General features: G+C 63.9%; 22 protein-coding genes. 1 reads left to right on the top strand and 21 read right to left on the bottom strand.

The genetic code is table 11. The annotated features are described in order from the left end of the window. Positions 1-4 precede the first annotated feature (4 nt). From AC1PQG_RS24150 to AC1PQG_RS24075, 16 genes are all read right to left on the bottom strand, one after another. Positions 5-370, bottom strand: coding sequence for a response regulator transcription factor (locus tag AC1PQG_RS24150; protein WP_481120275.1), 366 nt, complete (start codon positions 368-370; stop codon positions 5-7). Between the two features lie 118 nt (positions 371-488). Then, on the bottom strand, positions 489-1,775 hold the full coding sequence (locus AC1PQG_RS24145; RefSeq protein ID WP_481120274.1) for a DUF2325 domain-containing protein: 1,287 nt from the start codon (positions 1,773-1,775) through the stop codon (positions 489-491). Further along, a complete protein-coding gene (locus tag AC1PQG_RS24140) occupies positions 1,759-2,001 on the bottom strand; it encodes a hypothetical protein (RefSeq protein WP_481120273.1) in 243 nt (80 codons plus the stop codon). Before AC1PQG_RS24140 ends, AC1PQG_RS24145 begins: the two co-directional genes overlap by 17 nt. 194 nt (positions 2,002-2,195) lie before the next feature. After that, a complete protein-coding gene (locus AC1PQG_RS24135) occupies positions 2,196-2,516 on the bottom strand; it encodes an amine oxidase (protein WP_481120272.1) in 321 nt (106 codons plus the stop codon). 233 nt (positions 2,517-2,749) lie between these two features. Next, entirely contained in the window at positions 2,750-4,921 is a 2,172-nt protein-coding gene (locus AC1PQG_RS24130; RefSeq protein WP_481120271.1) for a primosomal protein N', read from the bottom strand. A gap of 49 nt (positions 4,922-4,970) precedes the next feature. Continuing rightward, a complete protein-coding gene (locus AC1PQG_RS24125) occupies positions 4,971-5,150 on the bottom strand; it encodes a hypothetical protein (RefSeq protein ID WP_481120270.1) in 180 nt (59 codons plus the stop codon). A 266-nt stretch (positions 5,151-5,416) separates the two neighbouring features. After that, positions 5,417-6,490 carry a uroporphyrinogen decarboxylase gene (gene hemE, locus AC1PQG_RS24120; RefSeq protein ID WP_481120269.1) on the bottom strand — a complete coding sequence of 358 codons (1,074 nt, stop codon included), beginning with the start codon at positions 6,488-6,490 and terminating at the stop codon, positions 5,417-5,419. A 203-nt stretch (positions 6,491-6,693) separates the two neighbouring features. Continuing rightward, positions 6,694-7,944: a sigma-54-dependent transcriptional regulator gene (locus AC1PQG_RS24115; protein ID WP_481120268.1), complete on the bottom strand. Its 1,251-nt coding sequence runs from the start codon at positions 7,942-7,944 to the stop codon at positions 6,694-6,696. Beyond that, positions 7,937-10,063, bottom strand: coding sequence for a sensor histidine kinase (locus AC1PQG_RS24110; RefSeq protein ID WP_481120267.1), 2,127 nt, complete (start codon positions 10,061-10,063; stop codon positions 7,937-7,939). Before AC1PQG_RS24110 ends, AC1PQG_RS24115 begins: the two co-directional genes overlap by 8 nt. Next, positions 10,060-10,677 carry a DUF4390 domain-containing protein gene (locus AC1PQG_RS24105; RefSeq protein WP_481120266.1) on the bottom strand — a complete coding sequence of 206 codons (618 nt, stop codon included), beginning with the start codon at positions 10,675-10,677 and terminating at the stop codon, positions 10,060-10,062. The genes AC1PQG_RS24110 and AC1PQG_RS24105 overlap by 4 nt, the downstream gene beginning before the upstream one ends. Further along, positions 10,637-11,953: a 16S rRNA (cytosine(967)-C(5))-methyltransferase RsmB gene (rsmB, locus tag AC1PQG_RS24100; RefSeq protein ID WP_481120265.1), complete on the bottom strand. Its 1,317-nt coding sequence runs from the start codon at positions 11,951-11,953 to the stop codon at positions 10,637-10,639. The genes AC1PQG_RS24105 and rsmB overlap by 41 nt, the downstream gene beginning before the upstream one ends. 4 nt (positions 11,954-11,957) lie before the next feature. Then, entirely contained in the window at positions 11,958-12,818 is an 861-nt protein-coding gene (locus tag AC1PQG_RS24095) for a fused MFS/spermidine synthase (protein WP_481120264.1), read from the bottom strand. A 14-nt stretch (positions 12,819-12,832) separates the two neighbouring features. After that, positions 12,833-13,597 carry a sulfite exporter TauE/SafE family protein gene (locus AC1PQG_RS24090; protein ID WP_481120263.1) on the bottom strand — a complete coding sequence of 255 codons (765 nt, stop codon included), beginning with the start codon at positions 13,595-13,597 and terminating at the stop codon, positions 12,833-12,835. 30 nt (positions 13,598-13,627) lie between these two features. Beyond that, positions 13,628-14,470 (bottom strand): SIR2 family NAD-dependent protein deacylase, encoded by an 843-nt coding sequence (locus AC1PQG_RS24085; protein WP_481120262.1) that lies wholly within the window; start codon positions 14,468-14,470, stop codon positions 13,628-13,630. Further along, positions 14,467-15,228, bottom strand: a complete 762-nt coding sequence (locus tag AC1PQG_RS24080; RefSeq protein ID WP_481120261.1) for a methyltransferase domain-containing protein — start codon at positions 15,226-15,228, stop codon at positions 14,467-14,469. The genes AC1PQG_RS24085 and AC1PQG_RS24080 overlap by 4 nt, the downstream gene beginning before the upstream one ends. A gap of 76 nt (positions 15,229-15,304) precedes the next feature. Further along, positions 15,305-15,535, bottom strand: coding sequence for a hypothetical protein (locus AC1PQG_RS24075; RefSeq protein WP_481120260.1), 231 nt, complete (start codon positions 15,533-15,535; stop codon positions 15,305-15,307). A gap of 215 nt (positions 15,536-15,750) precedes the next feature. On the opposite strand from AC1PQG_RS24075, the gene AC1PQG_RS24070 reads away from it, so the two are divergent. Continuing rightward, the gene (locus AC1PQG_RS24070; protein WP_481120259.1) at positions 15,751-15,951 is read left to right on the top strand and encodes a hypothetical protein; all 201 of its coding nucleotides are present in this window, start codon (positions 15,751-15,753) and stop codon (positions 15,949-15,951) included. Positions 15,952-16,539: 588 nt separating this feature from the next. Here AC1PQG_RS24070 and AC1PQG_RS24065 read toward each other — a convergent pair. From AC1PQG_RS24065 to AC1PQG_RS24045, 5 genes are all read right to left on the bottom strand, one after another. Then, a complete protein-coding gene (locus AC1PQG_RS24065; protein ID WP_481120258.1) occupies positions 16,540-16,773 on the bottom strand; it encodes a hypothetical protein in 234 nt (77 codons plus the stop codon). A gap of 143 nt (positions 16,774-16,916) precedes the next feature. Next, on the bottom strand, positions 16,917-17,150 hold the full coding sequence (locus AC1PQG_RS24060; RefSeq protein WP_481120257.1) for a hypothetical protein: 234 nt from the start codon (positions 17,148-17,150) through the stop codon (positions 16,917-16,919). 677 nt (positions 17,151-17,827) lie between these two features. After that, positions 17,828-18,205: a hypothetical protein gene (locus tag AC1PQG_RS24055; RefSeq protein WP_481120256.1), complete on the bottom strand. Its 378-nt coding sequence runs from the start codon at positions 18,203-18,205 to the stop codon at positions 17,828-17,830. Positions 18,206-18,440: 235 nt separating this feature from the next. Further along, a complete protein-coding gene (locus AC1PQG_RS24050; protein WP_481120255.1) occupies positions 18,441-18,881 on the bottom strand; it encodes a hypothetical protein in 441 nt (146 codons plus the stop codon). Between the two features lie 330 nt (positions 18,882-19,211). Next, the gene (locus AC1PQG_RS24045; protein ID WP_481120254.1) at positions 19,212-19,541 is read right to left on the bottom strand and encodes a hypothetical protein; all 330 of its coding nucleotides are present in this window, start codon (positions 19,539-19,541) and stop codon (positions 19,212-19,214) included. Positions 19,542-19,844 lie beyond the last annotated feature (303 nt).

Raw genomic sequence — 19,844 nt, 5'->3', positions numbered from 1 at the left:
CGCTTCAGTCCAGCAGTTGCAGGATGTCGCTGATGACGGCTTCGCCAATGGGTTTGCGGAAGAAGCGCACGCCCAGCCCAGCTGCCCGCCGCTGGATGGCCTCCTGGACGTTGGCGGTGAGAAGCGCGAGGGTGATGTCGGGATGGGATACGCGGATCTTTTCTGCCAGCTCAAGCCCGGAGATGCCCGGCATGTTCATGTCGAGCACAGCCAGATCGGGACGGGCTGTGCTCAGGATCTCGAGGGCTGCTTCGCCGTTGCCGGCCTCGAGCAGGTTCAGGTCGGGCCGCTGGCTGCGCATGACGGATGCGCAGAGCATCCGGGATGCGCGGCTGTCGTCGACGAGCAGGATCGTTGCAGGGGAGGGCATGCTGTCGCTCCGGTGAGTTTCTTCGATTGCTAACGGAGGACGGCATATGAACTTGAGTGAACTTATTCACAAGGAATGAGTGTGCTGGAACCATGCCAGCCTCTCCTGCAGCTGATGCTCAGCCGGGCTCACCGGCCAGGGTGTATTCACCGCGCCCGATGCGGGCCATCGCTACTGCGAAGCCGGAGATGCCGCCGCCCCGGTAGAACAGGCAGGGCTTGCCGACCCGCTTGCAGTGGGCTTTCACGTGGTAGTAGGCGTTGTGGCTGACGTGATCGGTCGGGCACATTACTGCGTCGGCGCTGCGGATCAGTTCGGGCAAGCGCGACAGGGATTCCTCCTGACCGCCGTCGTGGTGGATCAGCGTGATGCCCAAGCGCCCGGCGAGCTGGCGGTATTGGGCCAGCAGCGCGGCGCGGCCGCCCACATACAGTACGCAGCGTGCGCCCAGCGCGTGTTCGCAGGCGGCGCAGGCGTCGCTGCCGGCGTCACAAGCGGCCGGCTCCATGGCCCGCAGCAGATGTTCCAGCGCGTCCCGCTCGGCCAGTGCGGTGTCTCGTTCGGCGGCGATGCGCTGGGCGTCCTCACGGATGTCCTTCAGGTTGCGCTCCAGCTCCCAGATCCGTCCCGAGGCGGTCAGCAGCTTGTCGTGGGACGCCTGCATGGCCATCAGGCGCTGGCCCATCTCGACGACGACCTGGCCGGACTCGAAGCGTTGCAGTCGCTTCTGCAGGGTGTCGATCTCGCCGCGCAGTGCATCCCGTTCGGCACGCTCGGCTTCCGCGGCAGCGAGCTGGCGGCGCAGGGCGGCCAGTTCCCGTTTGAGGCCGCCTTTCAGTTCGGTGTTTTCCCGTTCCAGGTGGGCGAGGCGCCGTGTGTCGGCCGCGAGGCCGGCACCGACCTGGTGGGACAGCATGTGGACGTCGGCGTAGGCCTGCTGCAGCGTGGTCTGGGAGGCGTTCCGGTGGGTGCACAGGGCCCACAGGGGACCGGCGATGTCGCCGCGTTGCTGGCATTCGTGCCACAGGGCCAGCAGGTCCTGATCGTCCTTGAGCTTGCCGAAGCGGGTCACCGACAGCGCGTACTTGCGGTCGAGGTGACGCTGGATGGCTTCGGCAGCCGGGTTGCGGCCGCGGCACTGGGCGACGGCTTCCACGTGCAGCGCGAAGTCGTCGCCGGGGCGGGCGGTGAAGTGAAAGCGTTTGGCGAAGCGCTGCAACTCGTCGATGGTCAGGCAGGTGCCGATCAACGGGCAATGGTGCTTGTCGTCCAGATCCCACAGCTTGGGCCGTTTGCGGCCCGTGGTGGCGCCGCTCGGTGCTTCGATGGCCACCAGGGCGTTGGCGTATTCGGCACGCAGCAGGCTTTGCAGGCTCGGGGGCTGGTTTTCAGGGGCGAGACACATGGCGCGCTCCCGTATGTGCGGTTTCCAGGCGGTGGGCGGCGCGTTCGCACAGATCGCGAAAACCCGGGTCCAGGTTCGGCTGGTCGGCCAGGCGGCTGAGCAGATCGGCAGCGCGTCGGGCGGCGTGGTGGCAGCCGGTTTCATCGAAGCGGAGGAGTTGGGCGAGGGTTCCGGCCCATAGGCTGGGCGACTCGAGCGTGGTTGCCGACAGGGCTGGAGCGTTCATCGATTCATCCGTTTGAGCTAATGAGAATGGATCTCAATTTAGTGCTGTTGGATTGAAAAGTAAACGAGAATTATTATCAAATGATTGCAGGCGATGTTCGGGGCTGCTGGCGCTATGGACAAAAAGATCGCGGGGCGTGATCCGGATGACCGGACCACGCCCCGCGGCGCTGGTATCAGTACGACTGAGGCAGCTTACTTGGCAGCGGCGGGCGCTTCGGCGGCCTTGGTTTCCGCCTTGGCGTCAGTCTTGGCCGTGTGCTTGGCGTGCTTCATGTGCTTTTCATGCTTCTCGACCTTGGCACCTTCGCTCTTGGCCGGCTCGGCAGCCTTCGTCGTCTCGGTCTTCACCGTTTCGCCAGCCTTGGGAGCTTCAGCCTTCGGCGCTTCGGCCTTCTTTTCGGCAGCGGCGGTGGCTGCAGTAGCGGGCTTGGCTGGGGTTGCGGCGGGCGCTTGCGCAAAGGAGGCGGAAGCGAAACCGGCGGCGATGGCGATGGCGATGATCTTGTTCAGCATTTGCGTTCTCCTTGATGAGACTTGGTCGTTTGTTCCGGGGCGGCGTAATTGCCTGCCCTTGTAGCGAATAACGCCTGCCATCGCCGGTGGTTGTCAGGGGAAATGTAAGCCCTTGTTCATTTGTAACGGCGATGGGCACCACCTGTGGTCCGCGCTATAGCGCTGCCGCTCATACCCCAGCATGGGGCTGCGCTGTTGCGGGGAAGGTTGGTGCTGGGGCGAGCAGGAGCCGTTCAGACTTCGGCGGGGTCCACGTCCAGGTGCCAGCGCAGTTCCCTGGGCGGGCGTAGCGCCCACAGCCGGCGGCTCCACTCGGTGAGGAAGGCCTGCAGTGCCGGGCGGGTTTGTGCCTCGACCAGCAGCTGGGCTCGCTCCCGGCGGGCGAGACGGACCATGCGCATCGGTACCGGATCGAAGACATGCACGCCAAAGGCTTGCGACAAGGGCTCGGCGGTGGCGCGGGCGGCCTTCAGCCAGTCGATGGCGGTGGCCAGTTCGGTGGCGTTGGCGCACAGCAGTGCGTTGGCCGCAAAGGGCGGAAAGCGGGCCTGCTTGCGCTCTTCGAGCTGCAGTACGGCATAGCGGGCGAAGTCGTGGGCGGCGAGGCACTGGTACAACGGATGGTCGGGGTATTGGGTCTGCACCATCACTTCGCCCGGTAGCTCGCCGCGGCCAGCCCGGCCGCCGACCTGCATGAGCTGCTGGAACAGGCGTTCGGGGGCCCGGAAGTCGGCGGCGAACAGCGAGGAATCGGCGTTCAGCACGCCGACGAAGGTCAGCTTGGGGAAGTCGTGCCCCTTGGCCATCATCTGAGTGCCGACCAGGATGTCGGCGTCGCCGCGGCCGATCTGGTCGAGCAGCGCGTCCCATTGGCTGCGGGTACGCGCGGCGTCCCGGTCGACGCGCAGGATCCGGGCATCGGGGAAGCGCTCGCCCAGGGTTTCCTCGAGGCGCTGGGTGCCGCGCCCGAAGGGTTGGATGTCCTGGTCGCCGCAGTCCGGGCAGGCCAGCGGGATGGCGGCTTCGAAGCTGCAGTGGTGGCAGCGCAGGCGCCGGTCGGCCAGGTGCAGGACCATGTTGGCCGTGCAGTGCGGGCAGCGGCTGACCCAGCCGCAGGACGGGCACGAGAGCACCGGCGCGTAGCCGCGGCGGTTGAGGAAGATAAGGCTCTGCTCTCCGCGCTGCAGGCGCGCTTCGATGGCCCGCAGCAGGTGTTCGGAGACCCCGTGCTGGAGCTTCTCGCGGCGGATGTTTACCGGGCGCACCCGTGGCAACGTGGCGGCGACGGCGCGATTGGCCAGTTCGATGCGCCGGTAACGCCCCACATCGGCAGCGTGCCAGCTTTCCAGAGACGGTGTGGCAGAGCCGAGGACGATCGGGACGCTGCGCTGACGTGCGCGCCAGATCGCCAGGTCGCGGGCGTTGTAGCGCACGCCTTCGTGCTGCTTGTAGCTGGCGTCGTGTTCCTCGTCCACCACGATCAATCCAAGGCGGGGCAGTGGCGTGAACACCGACAGGCGGGTACCGAGAACGATTTCCGCGCGCCCCTCCATGGCCTGCACGAAGCCTTGGGAGCGGGCGCCTTCGGCCAGCGCGGAATGCAGGCTGACCACGCGCGCGGCCGGGAAGCGGCCGGCCACCCGCCCTTCCAGCTGAGGGGTGAGGGCGATTTCGGGCACCAGGATCAGAGCCTGGCCGCCGCGCGCAATAACCTGCTGGACGAGCCGCAGGTAGACCTCGGTCTTGCCGCTGCCGGTGACGCCGGCCAGCAGGAAAGTCTGGAAGCGGCCGAAGTCCGCCGACATCGCATCGACGGCAGCCTGTTGCTCCGTGGTGAGGGGCGGTGCGCCGGCCATCGCCGCGGGGTCGGCAGCGGCGGAAGGGGCAATCCAGCCCCGCTTGAGGGCGTCGGCCACCGCCGGGTTTGCACTGCTCCCCTCGCGCAGCTGCGACTTGCGGCGCGGGCCGTGGCTGGCGAGGTCGTGCAACAGGGCTAGCGCGCGGCTCTGCCGTTTGGTGGCGGTGATGGCGTCCCGGCCCGCATCGGTCAGATTGAGCAGGGGGTCGGCTTCATTGCCGCTGACGGCATCCGCCCGGCGCAGGCGCGGGGGCAAGGCCATCGCGACGACTTCGCCGAGGGGATGCTGATAGTAGCGGGCGGCGAATTCAACCATCTCCAGCCAGTCAGCGGGCAAGGCCGGTGCTTCGCGCTGGATGGCGATGACGGGCTTCAGCTGATCCGGTGACAACTCGGTCGTTTCCGGAAGCGCGACGATCAGTCCGGTCTTCTCGCCCCGCCCGAAGGGGACACGTACGCAGCGTCCGAGGTCGGCAGGGGATAGATCTTCGGCGATGTAGTCGAAGCTGCGGGGGAGGGGGACCGGCAGGGCGACGCGGACGATCACGGTGGGCTAGGGTGCGGAATGGTGACTGTTTTGGGAAAGTACCCGTAAATCAGCGTATTGCAACGGTTTTTTGAGATGGCGGATGGGCAAAGGGCTTGAACTCTTTGGCGTCGAATGCGTATTTTTTCTTGTCCACAAAACCTGTGGATAACTTTGTGGGGAAAACCGGCAAATCACCCTTATAGCTACCCGCCATATGCTTTCCATTTTCCAGCCGTGAATCTGGCACAGATAATATTCCATTTAAAAACAGTCTCTTGGAACGACCAAAAAGTCAGTTAGGAATTCATGTCAGAAAAATGACGAGGGACGTGAAGCTGTGCACAAGTCAAGGGGTAAGTCGAAAATTTAGTGCTTGACGGGGTCGTTTTCCCATCTGGGCTCCAGCAGGGGCCCGGATACTCCTGGATAGGCTGGGGAGCCGGCGGAATCCGGGGGCCGGCAGCAAAAAAGGCCGGCAAGCTGCCGGCCTTCGCATGATTGCGCTGCTGCGCCTCAGGCGGCCTTCGCCTTGAGTTCCCGGCTGTAGCTGTGCACGGTATTGACCAGCACCTCGACGTTTTCCGGCGGCGTGAACTGGGAAATCCCGTGGCCCAGGTTGAAGACGTGGCCGTGGTGGGGGCCGAAGGCGTCGAGCACCTTCTTCGCTTCGGCGGCGACGGCTTCGGGAGTGCCGAACAGCACGGCCGGGTCGAGGTTGCCCTGCAGCGCGACCTTGTCGCCGACCAGGCGGCGGGCCGCGCCGATATCCACGGTCCAGTCCAGGCCGACTGCGTCTGCGCCACTGTCTGCGATGTCGGCCAGCCACAGGCCGCCGCCCTTGGTGAACACGATGCACGGCACCTTCTCACCATCCTTTTCGCGGGTGAGGCCGGCGACGATCTTGCGGATGTAGGCGAGGGAGAATTCCTTGTAGGCGCCGTGGGCGAGCACGCCACCCCAGGAGTCGAAGATCATCACGGCCTGGGCGCCGGCTTCGATCTGCGCATTGAGGTAGGCGATGACGGACTGGGCGGTGATGTCCAGGATGTGGTGCATCAGATCGGGGCGGCTGTAGAGCAGGGCCTTGACCTTGCGGTAGTCGTCCGAGCCACCGCCCTCCACCATGTAGCAGGCGAGCGTCCAGGGGCTGCCGGAGAAGCCGATCAGCGGTACAGAATCGCCAAGCGCGCGACGAATCTCGGCGACGGCGTCCATCACGTAGCCGAGTTCGATGTTGGGATCGGGCACTGCCAGGTTGCGGATCTCCCATTCTTCCTTCAGCGGCCGCTCGAACTTCGGACCTTCTCCTTCCGCGAAGTAGAGGCCGAGGCCCATCGCGTCGGGCACGGTGAGGATGTCGGAGAACAGGATCGCCGCGTCGAGGTTGTAGCGGGTGAGGGGTTGCAGCGTGACTTCGCAGGCCAGGCTGGGGTTCTTGCACAGGTCGAGGAAGCTGCCGGCGCGTTTGCGGGTCTCGCGGTACTCGGGCAGGTAGCGGCCGGCCTGGCGCATCAGCCAGAGGGGGGTGTAGTCGGTGGGCTGGCGCAGCAGGGCGCGCAGGAAGGTGTCGTTCTTCGGACGGCTCACGGTAATTCCTCGACGGGGACCGCGCGGGGCGGCAAAGGCGGGATTATCCGCCATTTGTCGCCCCCGCGTGGATGGGGCAGATCAAGAAGGATTGATGGTCACCCGTGTCAGGGGTGGCCGTGGAGCGCGGACCTGTCGAGCGTGTTCGCTGTCTCTTTGCTGGGCCGCGAACTCAGGGAAGCGGGGCCATGCCCGGCATACGCTCAGGCGCTGCCTTCCTCGTGCTTGCGGCCGACGCTGATGCCGAGTTGCTTGAGCTTGCGGTAGAGGTGAGTGCGTTCGAGACCGGTCTTTTCCGCCAGGCGGGTCATGTTGCCGCCGTCCAGCTGCAGGTGGTGTTCGAAGTAGAGGCGCTCGAAGATTTCGCGGGCTTCGCGCAGCGGCAGGTCGAGGGGCAGGCCGAGGGCGGCGGTCGGTGTCTTGACCAGCAGGTGGGCGACGTCGTCCATGCCGATCTCTTCTTCCAGCGTGCCGAGGGACAGGGACTTGATGGCCGCCTTCAGTTCGCCGTAGCCGCCCGGCCAGGCCTGGTTGCGCAGCGCGTTGAGGGCGGCGGAGGAGAGGCGGCGGGGTGGCACTTCGCCGGCTTCGACCAGGTGCAACAGGACCTGGCTGGCGATCTCCGGGATCTCGTCGCGGATCTCGCCGAGGGCCGGTGGGGCCAGGGATACTTCGAACAGGCGGGTCAGTACGCGCTCTTCCCAGCCGTGCTCGGTCAGTTCGTCCGGGCGATGCTCGGTGGCGACGACCAGGGTCTGGCCGTGGCGTTCCAGACGGTCCATCGCGAAGACCAGGTTCTTCTGCTGGGGGCGTGACAGGTAAATCAGCTCCGGGACGTAGAGCAGGCCGTTGCGGGCTCCTTCGAGGATGTTCAGTTCGAGGGGCGCGCTGTTCAGCGAAAGGTCCAGCCATGGAGCGCCGACCCGCTGCAGCGTGCGTGCGCACAGCTCCGCCAGGCTGCCGGGGCCGACCCGCAGCAGGATGATCCGCGACTTGTCGGCCATCTGTTCCAGGCGCTTGCGCAGGTCACGCAGCGGGGCGGAGCGGGCGAAGGCCGCGAGGCCCAACGGACTCGGCGCATGGGCCGGCTTGATGCGGGCCAGGCCGCGTTTGACGGCGGCGAGCAGCTTCTGCAGTGCGATGGGCTTTTCGAGGAATTCCATCGCACCGATGCGCGTGGCTTCGACCGCGGTGTCGATGGTGCCGTGGCCGGACATCATCACGACCGGCATCGTCAACTGGCCATTGGCCGACCACTCCTTGAGCAGGCTGACGCCATCGGTGTCGGGCATCCAGATGTCGAGCAGGACCAGATCCGGGCGGGCGGCATTGCGGGCGGCCCGGGCGGTGGCGGCGTTTTCGGCGAGGATGATGTCGTGACCTTCGTCGCGCAGGATCTCGGACAGGAGTTCGCGGATACCGACTTCGTCGTCAACGATGAGGATTTTAGCCATGGACACTGGACTCAGAATGGGGGGCGCAGCGCAGGCGGATGCGGATTTCCGCTCCACCGGCTTCTCGATTGGCGAGACGGATCTCTCCCTCGTGTTCGTCGATGATCTTCTTGACGATGGCGAGGCCGAGGCCGGTACCGCGGGTTTTTGTCGTTACATAGGGCTCGAAAGCCCGGGACAGGATCTCGGGTGGGAAGCCCGGTCCGTTGTCGCGCAGGATCAAGTCTACCCGGCGCGCATCGGATCGGGTCAACAGCTCGATTTCCGGTTGCGCCTGTTCGGTGAGCGCGTCCTCGGCATTCTGCAGCAGATTGTGGATGACCTGGCGGATTTGCGTGACGTCGCCCAGCACACGGGGTAGCTCGGCGGCCAGCTCTGCATGGATCATCACCGGCGAGCCTTCGTAGAGGACCAGCACCTCGCGCACCAGGGCGTTCAGGTCCACCGGTGTCATCACCGGGCTGGGCAGGCGGGCGTAGTCGCGGAAAGCGTTGACCAGGTTCTTCATCGCCTCCACCTGGTTCACTATGGTGGTGGTGGAGCGCTCCAGCATTTGCCGGCCTTCGTCGTCGAGGCGGTCGGCCAGTTTGAACTGCAGGCGCTCGGCCGATAGCTGGATCGGGGTCAGCGGGTTCTTGATCTCGTGGGCCAGGCGCCGAGCCACCTCAGCCCAGGCGGCGGTGCGCTGGGCGGCGATGAGGTGGGTGATGTCGTCGAACACGACTACCCAGCCTCCGCCGGTATCGTCGGGCAGACGGGTGCCATGAAGGAGGAGGGTTTGGGTGCTGCCGTCCGGATTGGAGAATTCGATCTGCCGGTTCCAGTCGGCTTCGGGGCCATGGAAGCCATCCAGTAGCGCATCCCGGAAAGCACCGTGGCCTTCCCATTCGTCCAGGCGCAGGCGCTCGTAGCCGTCGAGCGGGTCGTTGAGAATGGTCATCGCACCGTGATTGGCTGCGCGTAGATGGCCGTCCGGCGAGAAAGCCAGCACGCCGGCCGAGAGGTTGGCGAGCACGCCTTCCAGGTAGGCCCGGTTGCGTTCGACGGCGGCCCGGTGCTTGTCGGCCTGTTCGCGGGCATCTTCCAGCTGGCGGGTCATCTGGTTGAAGGACTGGGTCAGCACACCGAGTTCATCGCGGGCCGGCAGGGCTTGACGCGGGCTGAAGTCACCGGCAGCCACCGCTTGGGTACCCTCGGCGAGGATGAACAGCGGTGCGGCGAGGCGGCGGGTCAGCACGAAGGCGACGGCGACGGCAGCAAACAGGGCCAACAGCAGGGTGAGCGTGAGGGTCAGCGTGTAGATGCGCTTCAGGCCGTTGCGGGCGAGGGAAAGCTCTTGGTAGTCCCGGTGCACTGTTTCAACGCTCTCGGCGTGCATCGCGAAGGAGCGCGGAACTTCCTGGGTGACCTGCAGTAGTTGGGGTTCGGTGAAGCGCCGCGACGGAATCGGCACGATCACGCGCAGCACCAGCCCTTCGGTGGCATTGCCTTCCGCCGCCCGGTAGCCACGGGTCTGGCGGGCCTGGCGCAACTGGGACGCACTGGGCTGCTCGGGCATCAGCGTGTCGAGCTGGATGTCGGCGGTGGCGATGATCTTGCCACTCGGAGAGAACACCGTTGCGGATTCGATGCCGGCCCTTTCGCGCAGTTGATTGAGCAGCGGCGGGCGGATCGGCGCGGCGGATTCGAGCTCGAGGGCTACCTGATCGGCTTTGTTGGCGAGCTGGTCGAGGAGGATTTCGAGGGTCGTACGACCGAGCTGGAGGCCACTTTCCAGGGCCGCGTCTACCCGCACGTTGAACCAGGATTCGATGCTCTTCACCGCGAACTGCAAAGATACCGCGTAGACGAGGGCGCCCGGTACGACCGCCATCGCCGCGAAGATGGCCATCAGTCGCAGCTTGAGACGGGAGCCGAAACGACGGGCCCGGTGCTCCAGCCACAAGCTGCGCAACTGGACGACCACCAGGCTGGCCAACCCGAGGGTGATGGCGCCGTTGAGCCCAAGGAGCAGGGTGTAGTTGCGGGCGAACAGTGGCGTGTTGGCGCTGGCGGTGGCAAGCAGGAAGAGCAGGATGCCGCCGACAGCCGCCGCGATGACGAGACCGGTGGATCTCATTTCGATTCCCGGGTGACGACGAAGGTCCACCGGTACCAATCGGTTGCCATGTTCCAGTCCTTCCGTCCGAAGGCACTGACCTGAAGTGGCTTGGGCAGCTCGCCGACATCCAGGCGGAAACGCAGCGCGGCGTTATAGCTCTTTCCGACCTTCAGCGCGTTGCGATCGGCGATGCCCCAGTTGCGGATGCGCAGCATGGTCCGCATGGCTTCCTCGAGACTGCCAAAGTTCTGGTGCAGGGCGCCAGTGGTGAGGCGGTACTGGCGGGTCAGGGACTGGTAGGAAAGGCGATAGGTCAGGGTCTTGCTGGCGATCTCCTCGTCCATCCAGTACCAACGTGGGGCACTCAGTTCGAACTCGGCATTGAAGTACAGCGATACCCCGCGGGCCACCACATCGGCGAGAAGCGGGGTGAGTTCGGCGTTGATGTCGGCGTTGAGGACGTAGAGATCGTCGCTGGGCAGCAGGGCGGCACTGCGGATGTCCGCATCGTTGGCATGCGCCGGTGCGGCTTCGAGTGCAAGTAGCGCACCGGCGGTGATGCCTAGGGTGTGGAGCAGGAAGCGGCGGCGCTCAGGCGATTTTCTCGAGCAGGGCGTAGAAGAATCCGTCATGTTCGGAGCTGGGCAGGTATTGGCAGTCGAGCTGGCCGTTCAGGGGCAGCCGGCGGCAATCGGGATGACGGGCAGCGAAGCCGGCCATCTGCTCACGGTTTTCTTCGGCAAATACCGAGCAGGTGGCATAGAGCATTTTGCCACCTGGGGCGAGGACCTGCCACAGGGCATCGACGATCTCGGACTGCTGGGCCGCGAAGTGGGCAATATCGCTGGCGCGTCGCAGCCATTTGATGTCCGGGTTGCGGCGCACCACGCCGGAGGCGGAGCAGGGTACGTCAGCCAGGATGCGGTCGAAGGGGCGGCCGTCCCACCAGCTGGAGACGTCGCGACAATCGGCGTGCTTTACGGTGGCGTCGAGGCCGAGGCGTTGCAGGTTCTCGGTAATGCGTCGTGTCCGCAACGGGTCGGCGTCGAGGGCGGTGAGTTCCGCATCGGCGATTTCGAGGATATGGGCGGTCTTGCCACCGGGAGCAGCGCAGGCGTCGAGAACGCGTTGTCCATCGTCCACGTCGAGGTATTGGGCGGCGAACTGGGCGCCGGCATCCTGCACGCTGATACAGCCTTCCGCAAAGCCGGGGACACGGGAAACGGGGACCGGGCGCTCCAGCAGCAGGGCTCCATTGGTGAGCTGGCGTACCGGCAAACTCGCTTCGGCGAAGCTGGCCAGGGTGTCCTCGAGGTTGCTGCGCAGCACGTTGATACGCAGGGCCATCGGGGGATGGGTGTTGCCGGCCCGCAGGATGTCGCGCCACTCGGCGGGGTATTGGGCCTTCAGGCGGCGGATCCACCAGGGCGGGTGACGGTGCTCGGCGACCATGTCCGCATCGGCAGCCTTGTTCAGTGCATCCATCTGCCGCAGGGCGTTGCGCAGCACGCCGTTCACGACACCCTTGAACTTGCCGTCGATGCATGTCGCCGCGGCACCGACCGCCTGGTTGACGACGGTGTGGGCAGTGTCGGCGTGGCTGTCCAGGCGGTACAGCGCCACGCGCAGGATGGACTGGACCGGTTCCGGTAGCGGCTTTTGCAGGAGCCTGCCGAGGATGAAGTCCTGGCGTCCGTAATCCCGCAGTGTCCCGTAGGTAAGGTCGAGCACTGCACCGCGCACGCCGGCCGGCGTCTGCGCCCGGGCGGCCCACAGGTCGGCCAGGCCCTCGGTGAGGGTGGTGCCGGCAGTGACGTCGGCGATCAGCTGGGCTGCGGTGAGGATCGCGTAGCCCAGGCTGTCTTCCGGCAGAGAGGTGGGGGGCGTGGAGGTAAAAGCGTGAGGCATGGGTTCAGGCGAGCAAATGGCGAAGGTGGTTAGGGAGGGTCTGGCAGGCGTGGTGCAGATCCGGATTGTAGTGGCGCAGACCCGTGATGCTGCGCTCGCTGAGGCGTGCGTTCAGTGTGGCGGGGGCCGGGTCTGTCATGGTGTTGATGGCTGCGCGGGCGAGTAGCCAGGGGCCACCATAGGACGGGACGCTGATGAGTGTCGGGCGCAGGTCGGCAAATACGCCGCGCATGCGTTGCCACAGGGCCGCAGTCTGCGTGGGTTGATAAAAGGGCGAGCCCAACTGGACGTGGATGATACCGCCAGGGTTCAGGCTGGCCGCACACAAGCGCATGAATTCTTCGTGATGAAGATGTGCGCAGGCTGGATCGTCGCTGGCCGTGAGATCGAAGAGGATAAGGTCGAAGCGCTCGCCTCTGGCATGGTGTTGGCGAAGGCTTGCGGCGGCGTCGCCGATCTGCAGGTGCACGCGGGGTGAGGCGAAGGCCAGGGCGGGGAGGGCGGGAATGAATTGTCCGACAAGACGCACGACCGCTGCGTCGAGCTCGGCCACGACGATCCGTTCAAGGCTGGGGTGTTTGAGCAGTTCCCGGGCCGTGGCGCCGTCGCCGCCGCCGAGGATCAGGGCGCTACGCGGGGCCGGGTGCGCCAGGGCTGGGATGTGGGCCAGGCTTTCGTGGATGATGAACTCGTCGGCCTCGCTGGCCATCAGGTCGCCGTCCAGGCGGTACAGGCGTCCGAAGGTGGCAGACTGCTCGATGGCGATGTGCTGGAATGGACTGCATGCCTCCACCAGGCTGAGTGTGGGTTCGATGGAGAGCGCAGCGTCGGGCGTCAGCGAGACATGGAAGGGCGGATGTTTCACGTGGAACAGCTCCTTCAGGCCAGGAAAGTGTCGTAGCTGAAACGCAGGATCAGCACGATGACGACGAGCAGGAAGGCCTTGCGGACGAAGACCGCCCCATGGCGCAGCGCAAGCGCGGTACCGACACGGGAGCCGAGCAGATTGCAGGCACCCATGATGGCTGCCACCTGCCAGAACACTTCGCCGTGGGAAACGAACACAGCGATGGCCGCCAGATTAGTCGCCACATTGATGATCTTGGCAGACACCGATGCATGCAGGAAATCCATCCCTAGGAATCTGATGAACAGGAAGATCAGGAAGCTGCCGGTACCCGGGCCGAAGAATCCGTCGTAAAAGCCGACTGCCGCGCCGATGGCAAGTGTTCGTTGCTGCTCGCGGGATGCATTGGTAAGACGTTGATGCTGGGTGCCGAAGTCCTTGCGGATGAAGGTATAGACCGCAACCGCGGTCAGCAGGATGAGGATCAATGGACGAAGTGCCGCGGGCGGAAAGAGCACGACGGTCCGCGCCCCGAGCCAGGACCCAACCGCAGCAGCGATCGCAGCCGGCCCTGCGGCCCGCCAGGGGATCGTCAGCCGTCGGCCGTACTGGACGGCGGCGCTAGTGGTGCCCAGCACGCTGGCCAGCTTGTTGGTGCCAAACAGCGTACCGGGGCTTGCCTGTGGAAAGGTCGAAAAGAGAAGCGGGATCTGGATCAGACCGCCGCCTCCGACGACGGCATCGACGGTACCGGCAAAGAAGGCACCGACAGCCAGGAGTGGAAGCGTTAAATCCATGGGGCGTGTTTCACGTGGAACAAGGGCTGCTCAGGCGAAGAAATGCTGGGCACTCAGTGCTGCGTGAATGCCGACGAGGGCGGCCAGGCCGCCCTGCGGAAGACTGACGCCAGGCCCAGGAATTTCCGGTTCCGTCGGGTTGATGCGTACCAGGGGCTCGCCAAGCGTCTCGCTGAACCAGCGGACCGTAGGAACGTGATTGCCGGCACCGATCTCGACGATGACTGGCTTGCGCATGTCTCGCAGCCAGGCTTCCAGGCGGCGGTGCTGGGCGTCGCTGCGTCGGCCCAGCCAGTCACCATCCCCGAACATGAGGATGTTGGGACGCAGGAGGCTGTTGCAGTGCGAACAGCGCGGCAGCGGTGAGAGGAGCCGGCAGGTGCTGTCGTCCACTTCGGGGTTGAAGTTGTCTGCCGAACCAATCCAGCCTTCGCACCCATCCAAACATTGGAGGTGATGGATGGAGCCGTGCACCTCGCAGATCCCTTTCTCGTCGTAGCCGGCTTGCTGGAACTGGCCGTCCACGTTCGACGTGAACACGAAGGCACCCTTGGGTAATCGATCGGCGATTTCGCGCAGGAGCGCGAAGCCGCGATGGGGGCGGGTGCTGCGATAGAGATTCAGACGGTGGCCGTAGAAGCCCCAGGCAAGCACGGGATCACGTCGGAAGGTCGCGGGGTTGGCGATCTCCTCGAATGCGATGCGTGCCTTAGCAAGGGCTGGGTAGGCACGCCAGAATCCGCTGTTGCCGCGGAAGTCGGGCAATCCCGAATCCACGCCCATGCCGGCCCCGACCGCGACGATCAGCCCGTCTGCGGCCGCAATCAGGCGTGCTGCCTCGGCATGCAGGGCGCAGTGTTCGATGTCGCTCATCGCTGGGCGACGATGAAGATCCGGCGGAACGGGAAGAGGGTGGTGCCGTTCTCATCGGCCGGGTAGGCGTCGGCGAGCAAGGTGCCCAACTCACCGAAGAAGGCTTCGCGGTTCGCCTCGTCCATTGGCGCGACGTAGGGCAGCAGGGTGGTACCGCGCAGCCAGTCGAGAACTGGGCTGGCCCCGTGCAGGGCCTGCCAGTAGGTTGTTTCCCACAAGGACAGGCGGGTGCTGCGTGGGGCGAGCAGGCGGTGGTAATCCGCCATGCCGAGGATGTTTCCCATACGTCCGGCGCCGACCTTGCCGGACCAGATCGGCGACGCGGCCAGCTCGCGGATCAGGCGATGGGATGGTGCGTCGAAGTTGCCGGGCATCTGCACGGCCAGCACGCCGCCGGGTGACAGCCTGTCGAGCAGGCGAGGGAAGAGGGCTTCATGCTGACCAACCCAATGCAGTGCGGCATTGGAGAACAGCAGGTCCGGCGCATCCTCGGAATCCCACTGCTCGACGCCCGTCAGTTCGAAGCGGGCACTCGGCAGCGCATTGCGTGCCCGCTCCAGCATCTCGGGGGAACTGTCGAGTCCAACCAATTCCGCGTTTGGCCAACGTTCCGCGAGCAGACGGGTGACATTGCCGGCTCCGCAGCCGAGGTCGACGACGTGGGCGGGGCGGATCGGCGGAATATGCCCAAGCAAGTCGAGCGCGGGGCGCAGGCGCTCATCGGAAAACTGCAGATAACGGTCCGGCTCCCAAGTCATCGTCGTGTCTCCTGTGTGCTTGCGATGGAATGCGGCTCAATGCGGGCAAGAGTAAGACCGGCCCGCGCGGCAGTCTTCATACGTCAGGCTTGATGCAGTGGGCGCCCTTGGCGGCCTGATAGGTCCGGTCCACCTGCTTGCTGTCGGATGCTCCGCCGATCTTGCGAGCGTACTCAGCACACTCCGGGCGCTCGGCGATGAGCTCACTGGTGGCCTTCACCTTGTCGGCGAGGGAAAGGGGCGCCTCGCCTGAACAGGCCGCTAGAATTGTGGCGAGCAGGGAGATGCAGAGAACTGGAGTGCGCATGGCGAAGGTCCTGAAGTTGAAGAGCGGTGTGCGTCGGATGCGGTAGATCGATATTCGTTCGATCTTGCGGGGGGGCGCACCAGCCGGATGGCGGATGCTGAGAATTATGTCGCATTTGAAGGTCCCGGCCGATGCCTGGTCGAGAACTAGTTATCACAGGTTTTGGCATGCCTCGCCGATGCTTGTAGTGAAGGGCACACAGACGGGTGAGGGAAATGGAAAAGCTGCTGATCTCCCGTGGAAGAAACTGGAGTGGTTTGGAACGGCGCTCCGGCAACGACCGGCGACAAAGGGACGGGCGATCCCCCACGGGCTATGAACGTCGTTATCAGGTGGAGCAACGGGAAATCGAGGTTACCGAGTGGTACCTCTCCGAACCGGAATGGGAAATCCTGCAGAAGGTGTGGTTGCACTGATACGGCAAGGCCTGTTCCACCGTTGAACTGATTCCGACCTCGATCCGATGATCCTGACCACAAGCGGGCTTAATGTCGGCTCCGCTCAATACAGAATCTAGCGAATGGCTGGACAATCTTTCTGCTGTTGCGGGTGCATTTGATTTCGATTTGAACAAAGGATCTTTTCCCTGCGTAGGATACCGGGTGGTTACTGCCGACCTTGCCGCCCAGGGATTGACCGCCCCCTTGCCCGTCGTTTTCGGGTTGATCTTATAGCTTGCGGTCGGCTTTCTGCCCCGTCGTCGGGCTTCGTATCGACTCGCCGCAGGTGCTCCAGGTCACACAGCAGAGCGGCGGCAGCCTTCACCGCCTCGCGGATGTTCAGGTTCGCCAAGCCCTTCAGATACACGTCATGCACGGCAAACCCGAGCCTGGATCTTGGTGAGCAGGGCGGCGGCGCCATCGGTGTTCGGGCCGGTGCCTGCTCCGTAGGTTCTGGGGGCATGGCTCTTGAGGAGTCGCCCCAGGCCCGCGCCCGCCATAGGGAATCCATACTCACCTCGGTCTCATCGTCCGCCAGGGAGCAGACAAGGGTCGGCGCCGGAATCAGCTTCTGATATTTGGACAGGTGCAACTCCATCGCTGGGGGGCGCCAGCTTGTAAAGCTGTCTCGACGTCGTACCCCCAGTCGTCAAACTCGGCTTGGGCATCGGGCGCGAAGCGATGGACGGCGGGGGCCGGCTCGCCGATCTCGGGGGCGCTGCCCGGTTGCATGGCATCGAGGTGCTGAAAGGTTTCGAAGGCGCCATTCTTCGCGGCTGTATCCTGAAAGCGATCCACGTTGCGCCACTCCCGCCCCACGTCCGGTCATACCGGCAGCCCGAAGCGTTGCAGGAGGCCGTCGTCTGCAGCGCCACCCGATACCGCTTCATGGATGTAGGCTTGAAGCTTGCCCGGCTGGATACCGCTTCACAGGTCCGGGGTCACTCGCCAGATGTCCGCCGCTTGGGGGCTATGCGGGCCTTACGGCCAATTACGGCGGACAGCCCTACCATTGCGGCCACGACGTCATCGTTGAAGGCGATCTGCGGAGCAGAACACCCGCCCTTCATTTCCTTGCGGAACCGACACGCGAGTGGGGGCGAAAGCTTTACTGTCTTGCAGGTGCGTTCCTGCGGGTTGGCGACCAGCTCTCCAGCGATCAGGGCGCGGATCATTACACCTCCAATCCGCAGCAGTGCCGCCGGTAACGAAGCGTCAGGCATGGGGAGGCCGGCTCGAACGCTGTTGCCGATCAGAAAACCGGTGGTTGGCCAGTGCGGTACGCGCAGGGAGTAGCGGGCGACATTCCGGCGGATGCGTCCTCGAAATTACGGCGGATGATGCGAATTTCCGCCCGTTCCTTCAGTGCTGCTTCGTTTCGTGCTGCCATGCTGTCGCTCTCCGTGGAGGAAGGCGACGCTCTCCAAGACAGTTCGGAGTACCGCGGCTAAGCAGGTCATTCAGCAGAAGTGTGGCTTCTTTTGCACTGTTGGGCAGAGCGTCAAACGCCTTAGCCGCGACGCTACTGCTACCAATTTTTCATTCGCTCTAGTGGATTCGTCCCTTGATGTCTCAGCTCCTTGAGTGGCCAACGACATTGATCTCCAGGGGTCTAGTTGGGCGAACTCTTGTATGGCCTCTCGCACTCCCAGCCCGCCGCTGCTCCATGTACTGTGCCCGTTATAAACGCCCCGGATGCCCTTGGTTTCATGGACTAGGCATTTCTCGCTCCACTCGGAATTGAAGCTGGCGTCGGTCAGGTGGGTGGAGGCGGTGTGCCGGAGGTTGTGAATCACGAAGTCCTGCACGTCGTGTTCCATCGTGTGGGCGGCGATGTTCAAGGTGCTTTTGGCTATCGGTTTGTGTAGGTCGCCACGGCTTGGCGGGGGAGGGGGACGAAGTGTGGCTTGTCCTTCTTCATCCGTTCGCCTGGGATCAACCATTCATCCTTCTCGAAGTCGATTTCTTCCCACTTGGCCTCGATCAGTTCGAACTTGTGGACCATGCGCAGAATCAGCAGGTGCTGCGCCAGCTTGTGCACTCGTTGCATGGAGGACTGGTCGATCGTCCGCAGCAGTCGGTCCAGCATGTCGGCAATCTGTTTGTTGCCGACTGCCGGGACCATGTTCTTTTCCAAAGCCTTCCAGCACCAGTTTTGCAGGAAGGCTTGGACGATCGCCGGGTCCACCGATCGGTAGCGCAGTCGCCAGACCTTTGTGCCGCCGTGCATAGGCCACCTTCATCGGTTTCGATGTATGGCTTTTCGCCCGGTTTGAGGTTCCACGGCTTGGTATCGGCAAGCGTCATGATTCGTTCTCCCGCCTATGTGTTCCCATGAAATTGGCGTCAGCCTTGGAAGCACCATCTAGCGGATTCACCCGGCGTATACAAGTACGCTGCGAAACAAAAAACCCGCCACTGGGGCGGGTCGGTTCTTGAAGTGCGTGAGTCTGATCGACGGAAGTTCAATGTCTGATTTTTCTTGGCGTGACAGATGCAGCCAGATCCGACTTCGATGAAGAGACGAAATATTCATCCCCAAGCTGGAAGTAGTAAGTGCAAGCTGTTGTGGGGAGTGCGTTGGGGGCATTGGCTTTGTAGTCAAAGCAGAACCGTCCATCATCAGCGATTTTCCAGACTCCGATGAAGTTAAGCGCCGCACGCCCTGGATTCTGTAAATTCCCCCCTATGCGCCCGTCTGCATTCACGCTCGCATCGATGGTGCCGCCATTTGCTCGAACACCTGAAAAGCTCGCGCCAACAAGGGTCTTGGTCAGTTCGTCTTTTTCGAGAACGTGCCCCCCCTTGTCGAGTATCTCGCCAAGTGTGGTTTGCGCCTGGGCTGCGGAACAAGAGACACTCGCCAGCAGCAGCGTAAAAACGTTCGACTTCCACTTCGCGTCCATACTTTCTCCCTTGTCATCGTCCTAGAAACAACATGAATCTACCTCATTGCAACATGCGAGCTGGTTATTGAAACGAAAAGTCACGACGTGGGTAGATCAGGTTTCTCGCTGATTTTTCGATAATGGAAAACAACAACTAAGGGGCTTCGGAAAACAGTCAATCTTCGCGGATCTCCGTCCCCGTGAAGCAGCACAGCCAGGAGGACCCGCGCAGTTCAAGACGTGCTGTCTCATGGTCATTTGATTTCGATTTGAATGGGCGATTATTTTTTCCCTATGTGGGATACCGCTCGGTTTCTCCCGCCCTTGCCGCCCAGGGATCGGATGCCCCTACCTCCACATTTCGGCGTGACGATCAAGCGCGCGCTTGGCCGAATCCAGCCGATGCGACACCGGCCCCAGGTGTTCAGCCATGCCACCCAGCGCCGCCGCAACAAGCGCGTCGTGCTCGATATTCAGCCGTGCGAATGTCACCCAGTGCATGCCCTTCGGTTTCTGCCAGCCTTTCGGGTTGAGGATGCCCCCAGGCCAGCCCAGCCGCAGCCGGATCTTGTCCGCGCGCTCGGCCAGACGGTTGTAGCCCCATTCCCGCTGCGACTCATAGGCAAGCTGGTAGCAGTGTCGGCAGGCGAAGATTGAGCCGCCATGCAGGATCGCCACGCGCCGCCCGCAGCCTCTCGCAGGACAGAGGAACCACGGACGCGCGCCACCGTACTGGCAAGGCGTCCAATCTAAGCGTAGCGCAGTCACCAGCCCTTTGTGCCGTCGGGCATGACTTCAATGTGCAGGCCACCTTCATCGGTTTCGATGTATGGCTTTTCGCCCGGTTTGAGGTTCCACGGCTTGGTATCGGTAAGCGTCATGATTCGTTCTCCCACCGATGTGTTCCCATGAAATCGGTGTCAGTCTGGGGAACACCATCTAGCGGATTCACCCGGCGTATACAAGCCCGCTGCGGAACAA

The organism is Zoogloea sp. GDB6 (assembly GCF_056724105.1).
Note: the sequence above shows the minus strand (reverse complement) of the source record. Positions and strands in the feature narration are given on the sequence as shown.

What these genes read in the sequence shown, in the direction of transcription:
- AC1PQG_RS24150 (WP_481120275.1), bottom strand. Translation starts at nt 370, where the DNA reads ATGCCCTCCCCTGCAACGATCCTGCTCGTCGACGACAGCCGCGCATCC.
- AC1PQG_RS24145 (WP_481120274.1), bottom strand. Translation starts at nt 1,775, where the DNA reads ATGTGTCTCGCCCCTGAAAACCAGCCCCCGAGCCTGCAAAGCCTGCTG.
- AC1PQG_RS24140 (WP_481120273.1), bottom strand. Translation starts at nt 2,001, where the DNA reads ATGAACGCTCCAGCCCTGTCGGCAACCACGCTCGAGTCGCCCAGCCTA.
- AC1PQG_RS24135 (WP_481120272.1), bottom strand. Translation starts at nt 2,516, where the DNA reads ATGCTGAACAAGATCATCGCCATCGCCATCGCCGCCGGTTTCGCTTCC.
- AC1PQG_RS24115 (WP_481120268.1), bottom strand. Translation starts at nt 7,944, where the DNA reads ATGGCTAAAATCCTCATCGTTGACGACGAAGTCGGTATCCGCGAACTC.
- AC1PQG_RS24110 (WP_481120267.1), bottom strand. Translation starts at nt 10,063, where the DNA reads ATGAGATCCACCGGTCTCGTCATCGCGGCGGCTGTCGGCGGCATCCTG.
- AC1PQG_RS24105 (WP_481120266.1), bottom strand. Translation starts at nt 10,677, where the DNA reads ATGACGGATTCTTCTACGCCCTGCTCGAGAAAATCGCCTGAGCGCCGC.
- rsmB (WP_481120265.1), bottom strand. Translation starts at nt 11,953, where the DNA reads ATGCCTCACGCTTTTACCTCCACGCCCCCCACCTCTCTGCCGGAAGAC.
- AC1PQG_RS24090 (WP_481120263.1), bottom strand. Translation starts at nt 13,597, where the DNA reads ATGGATTTAACGCTTCCACTCCTGGCTGTCGGTGCCTTCTTTGCCGGT.
- AC1PQG_RS24085 (WP_481120262.1), bottom strand. Translation starts at nt 14,470, where the DNA reads ATGAGCGACATCGAACACTGCGCCCTGCATGCCGAGGCAGCACGCCTG.
- AC1PQG_RS24080 (WP_481120261.1), bottom strand. Translation starts at nt 15,228, where the DNA reads ATGACTTGGGAGCCGGACCGTTATCTGCAGTTTTCCGATGAGCGCCTG.
- AC1PQG_RS24075 (WP_481120260.1), bottom strand. Translation starts at nt 15,535, where the DNA reads ATGCGCACTCCAGTTCTCTGCATCTCCCTGCTCGCCACAATTCTAGCG.
- AC1PQG_RS24070 (WP_481120259.1), top strand. Translation starts at nt 15,751, where the DNA reads ATGGAAAAGCTGCTGATCTCCCGTGGAAGAAACTGGAGTGGTTTGGAA.
- AC1PQG_RS24060 (WP_481120257.1), bottom strand. Translation starts at nt 17,150, where the DNA reads ATGATCCGCGCCCTGATCGCTGGAGAGCTGGTCGCCAACCCGCAGGAA.
- AC1PQG_RS24055 (WP_481120256.1), bottom strand. Translation starts at nt 18,205, where the DNA reads ATGCACGGCGGCACAAAGGTCTGGCGACTGCGCTACCGATCGGTGGAC.
- AC1PQG_RS24050 (WP_481120255.1), bottom strand. Translation starts at nt 18,881, where the DNA reads ATGGACGCGAAGTGGAAGTCGAACGTTTTTACGCTGCTGCTGGCGAGT.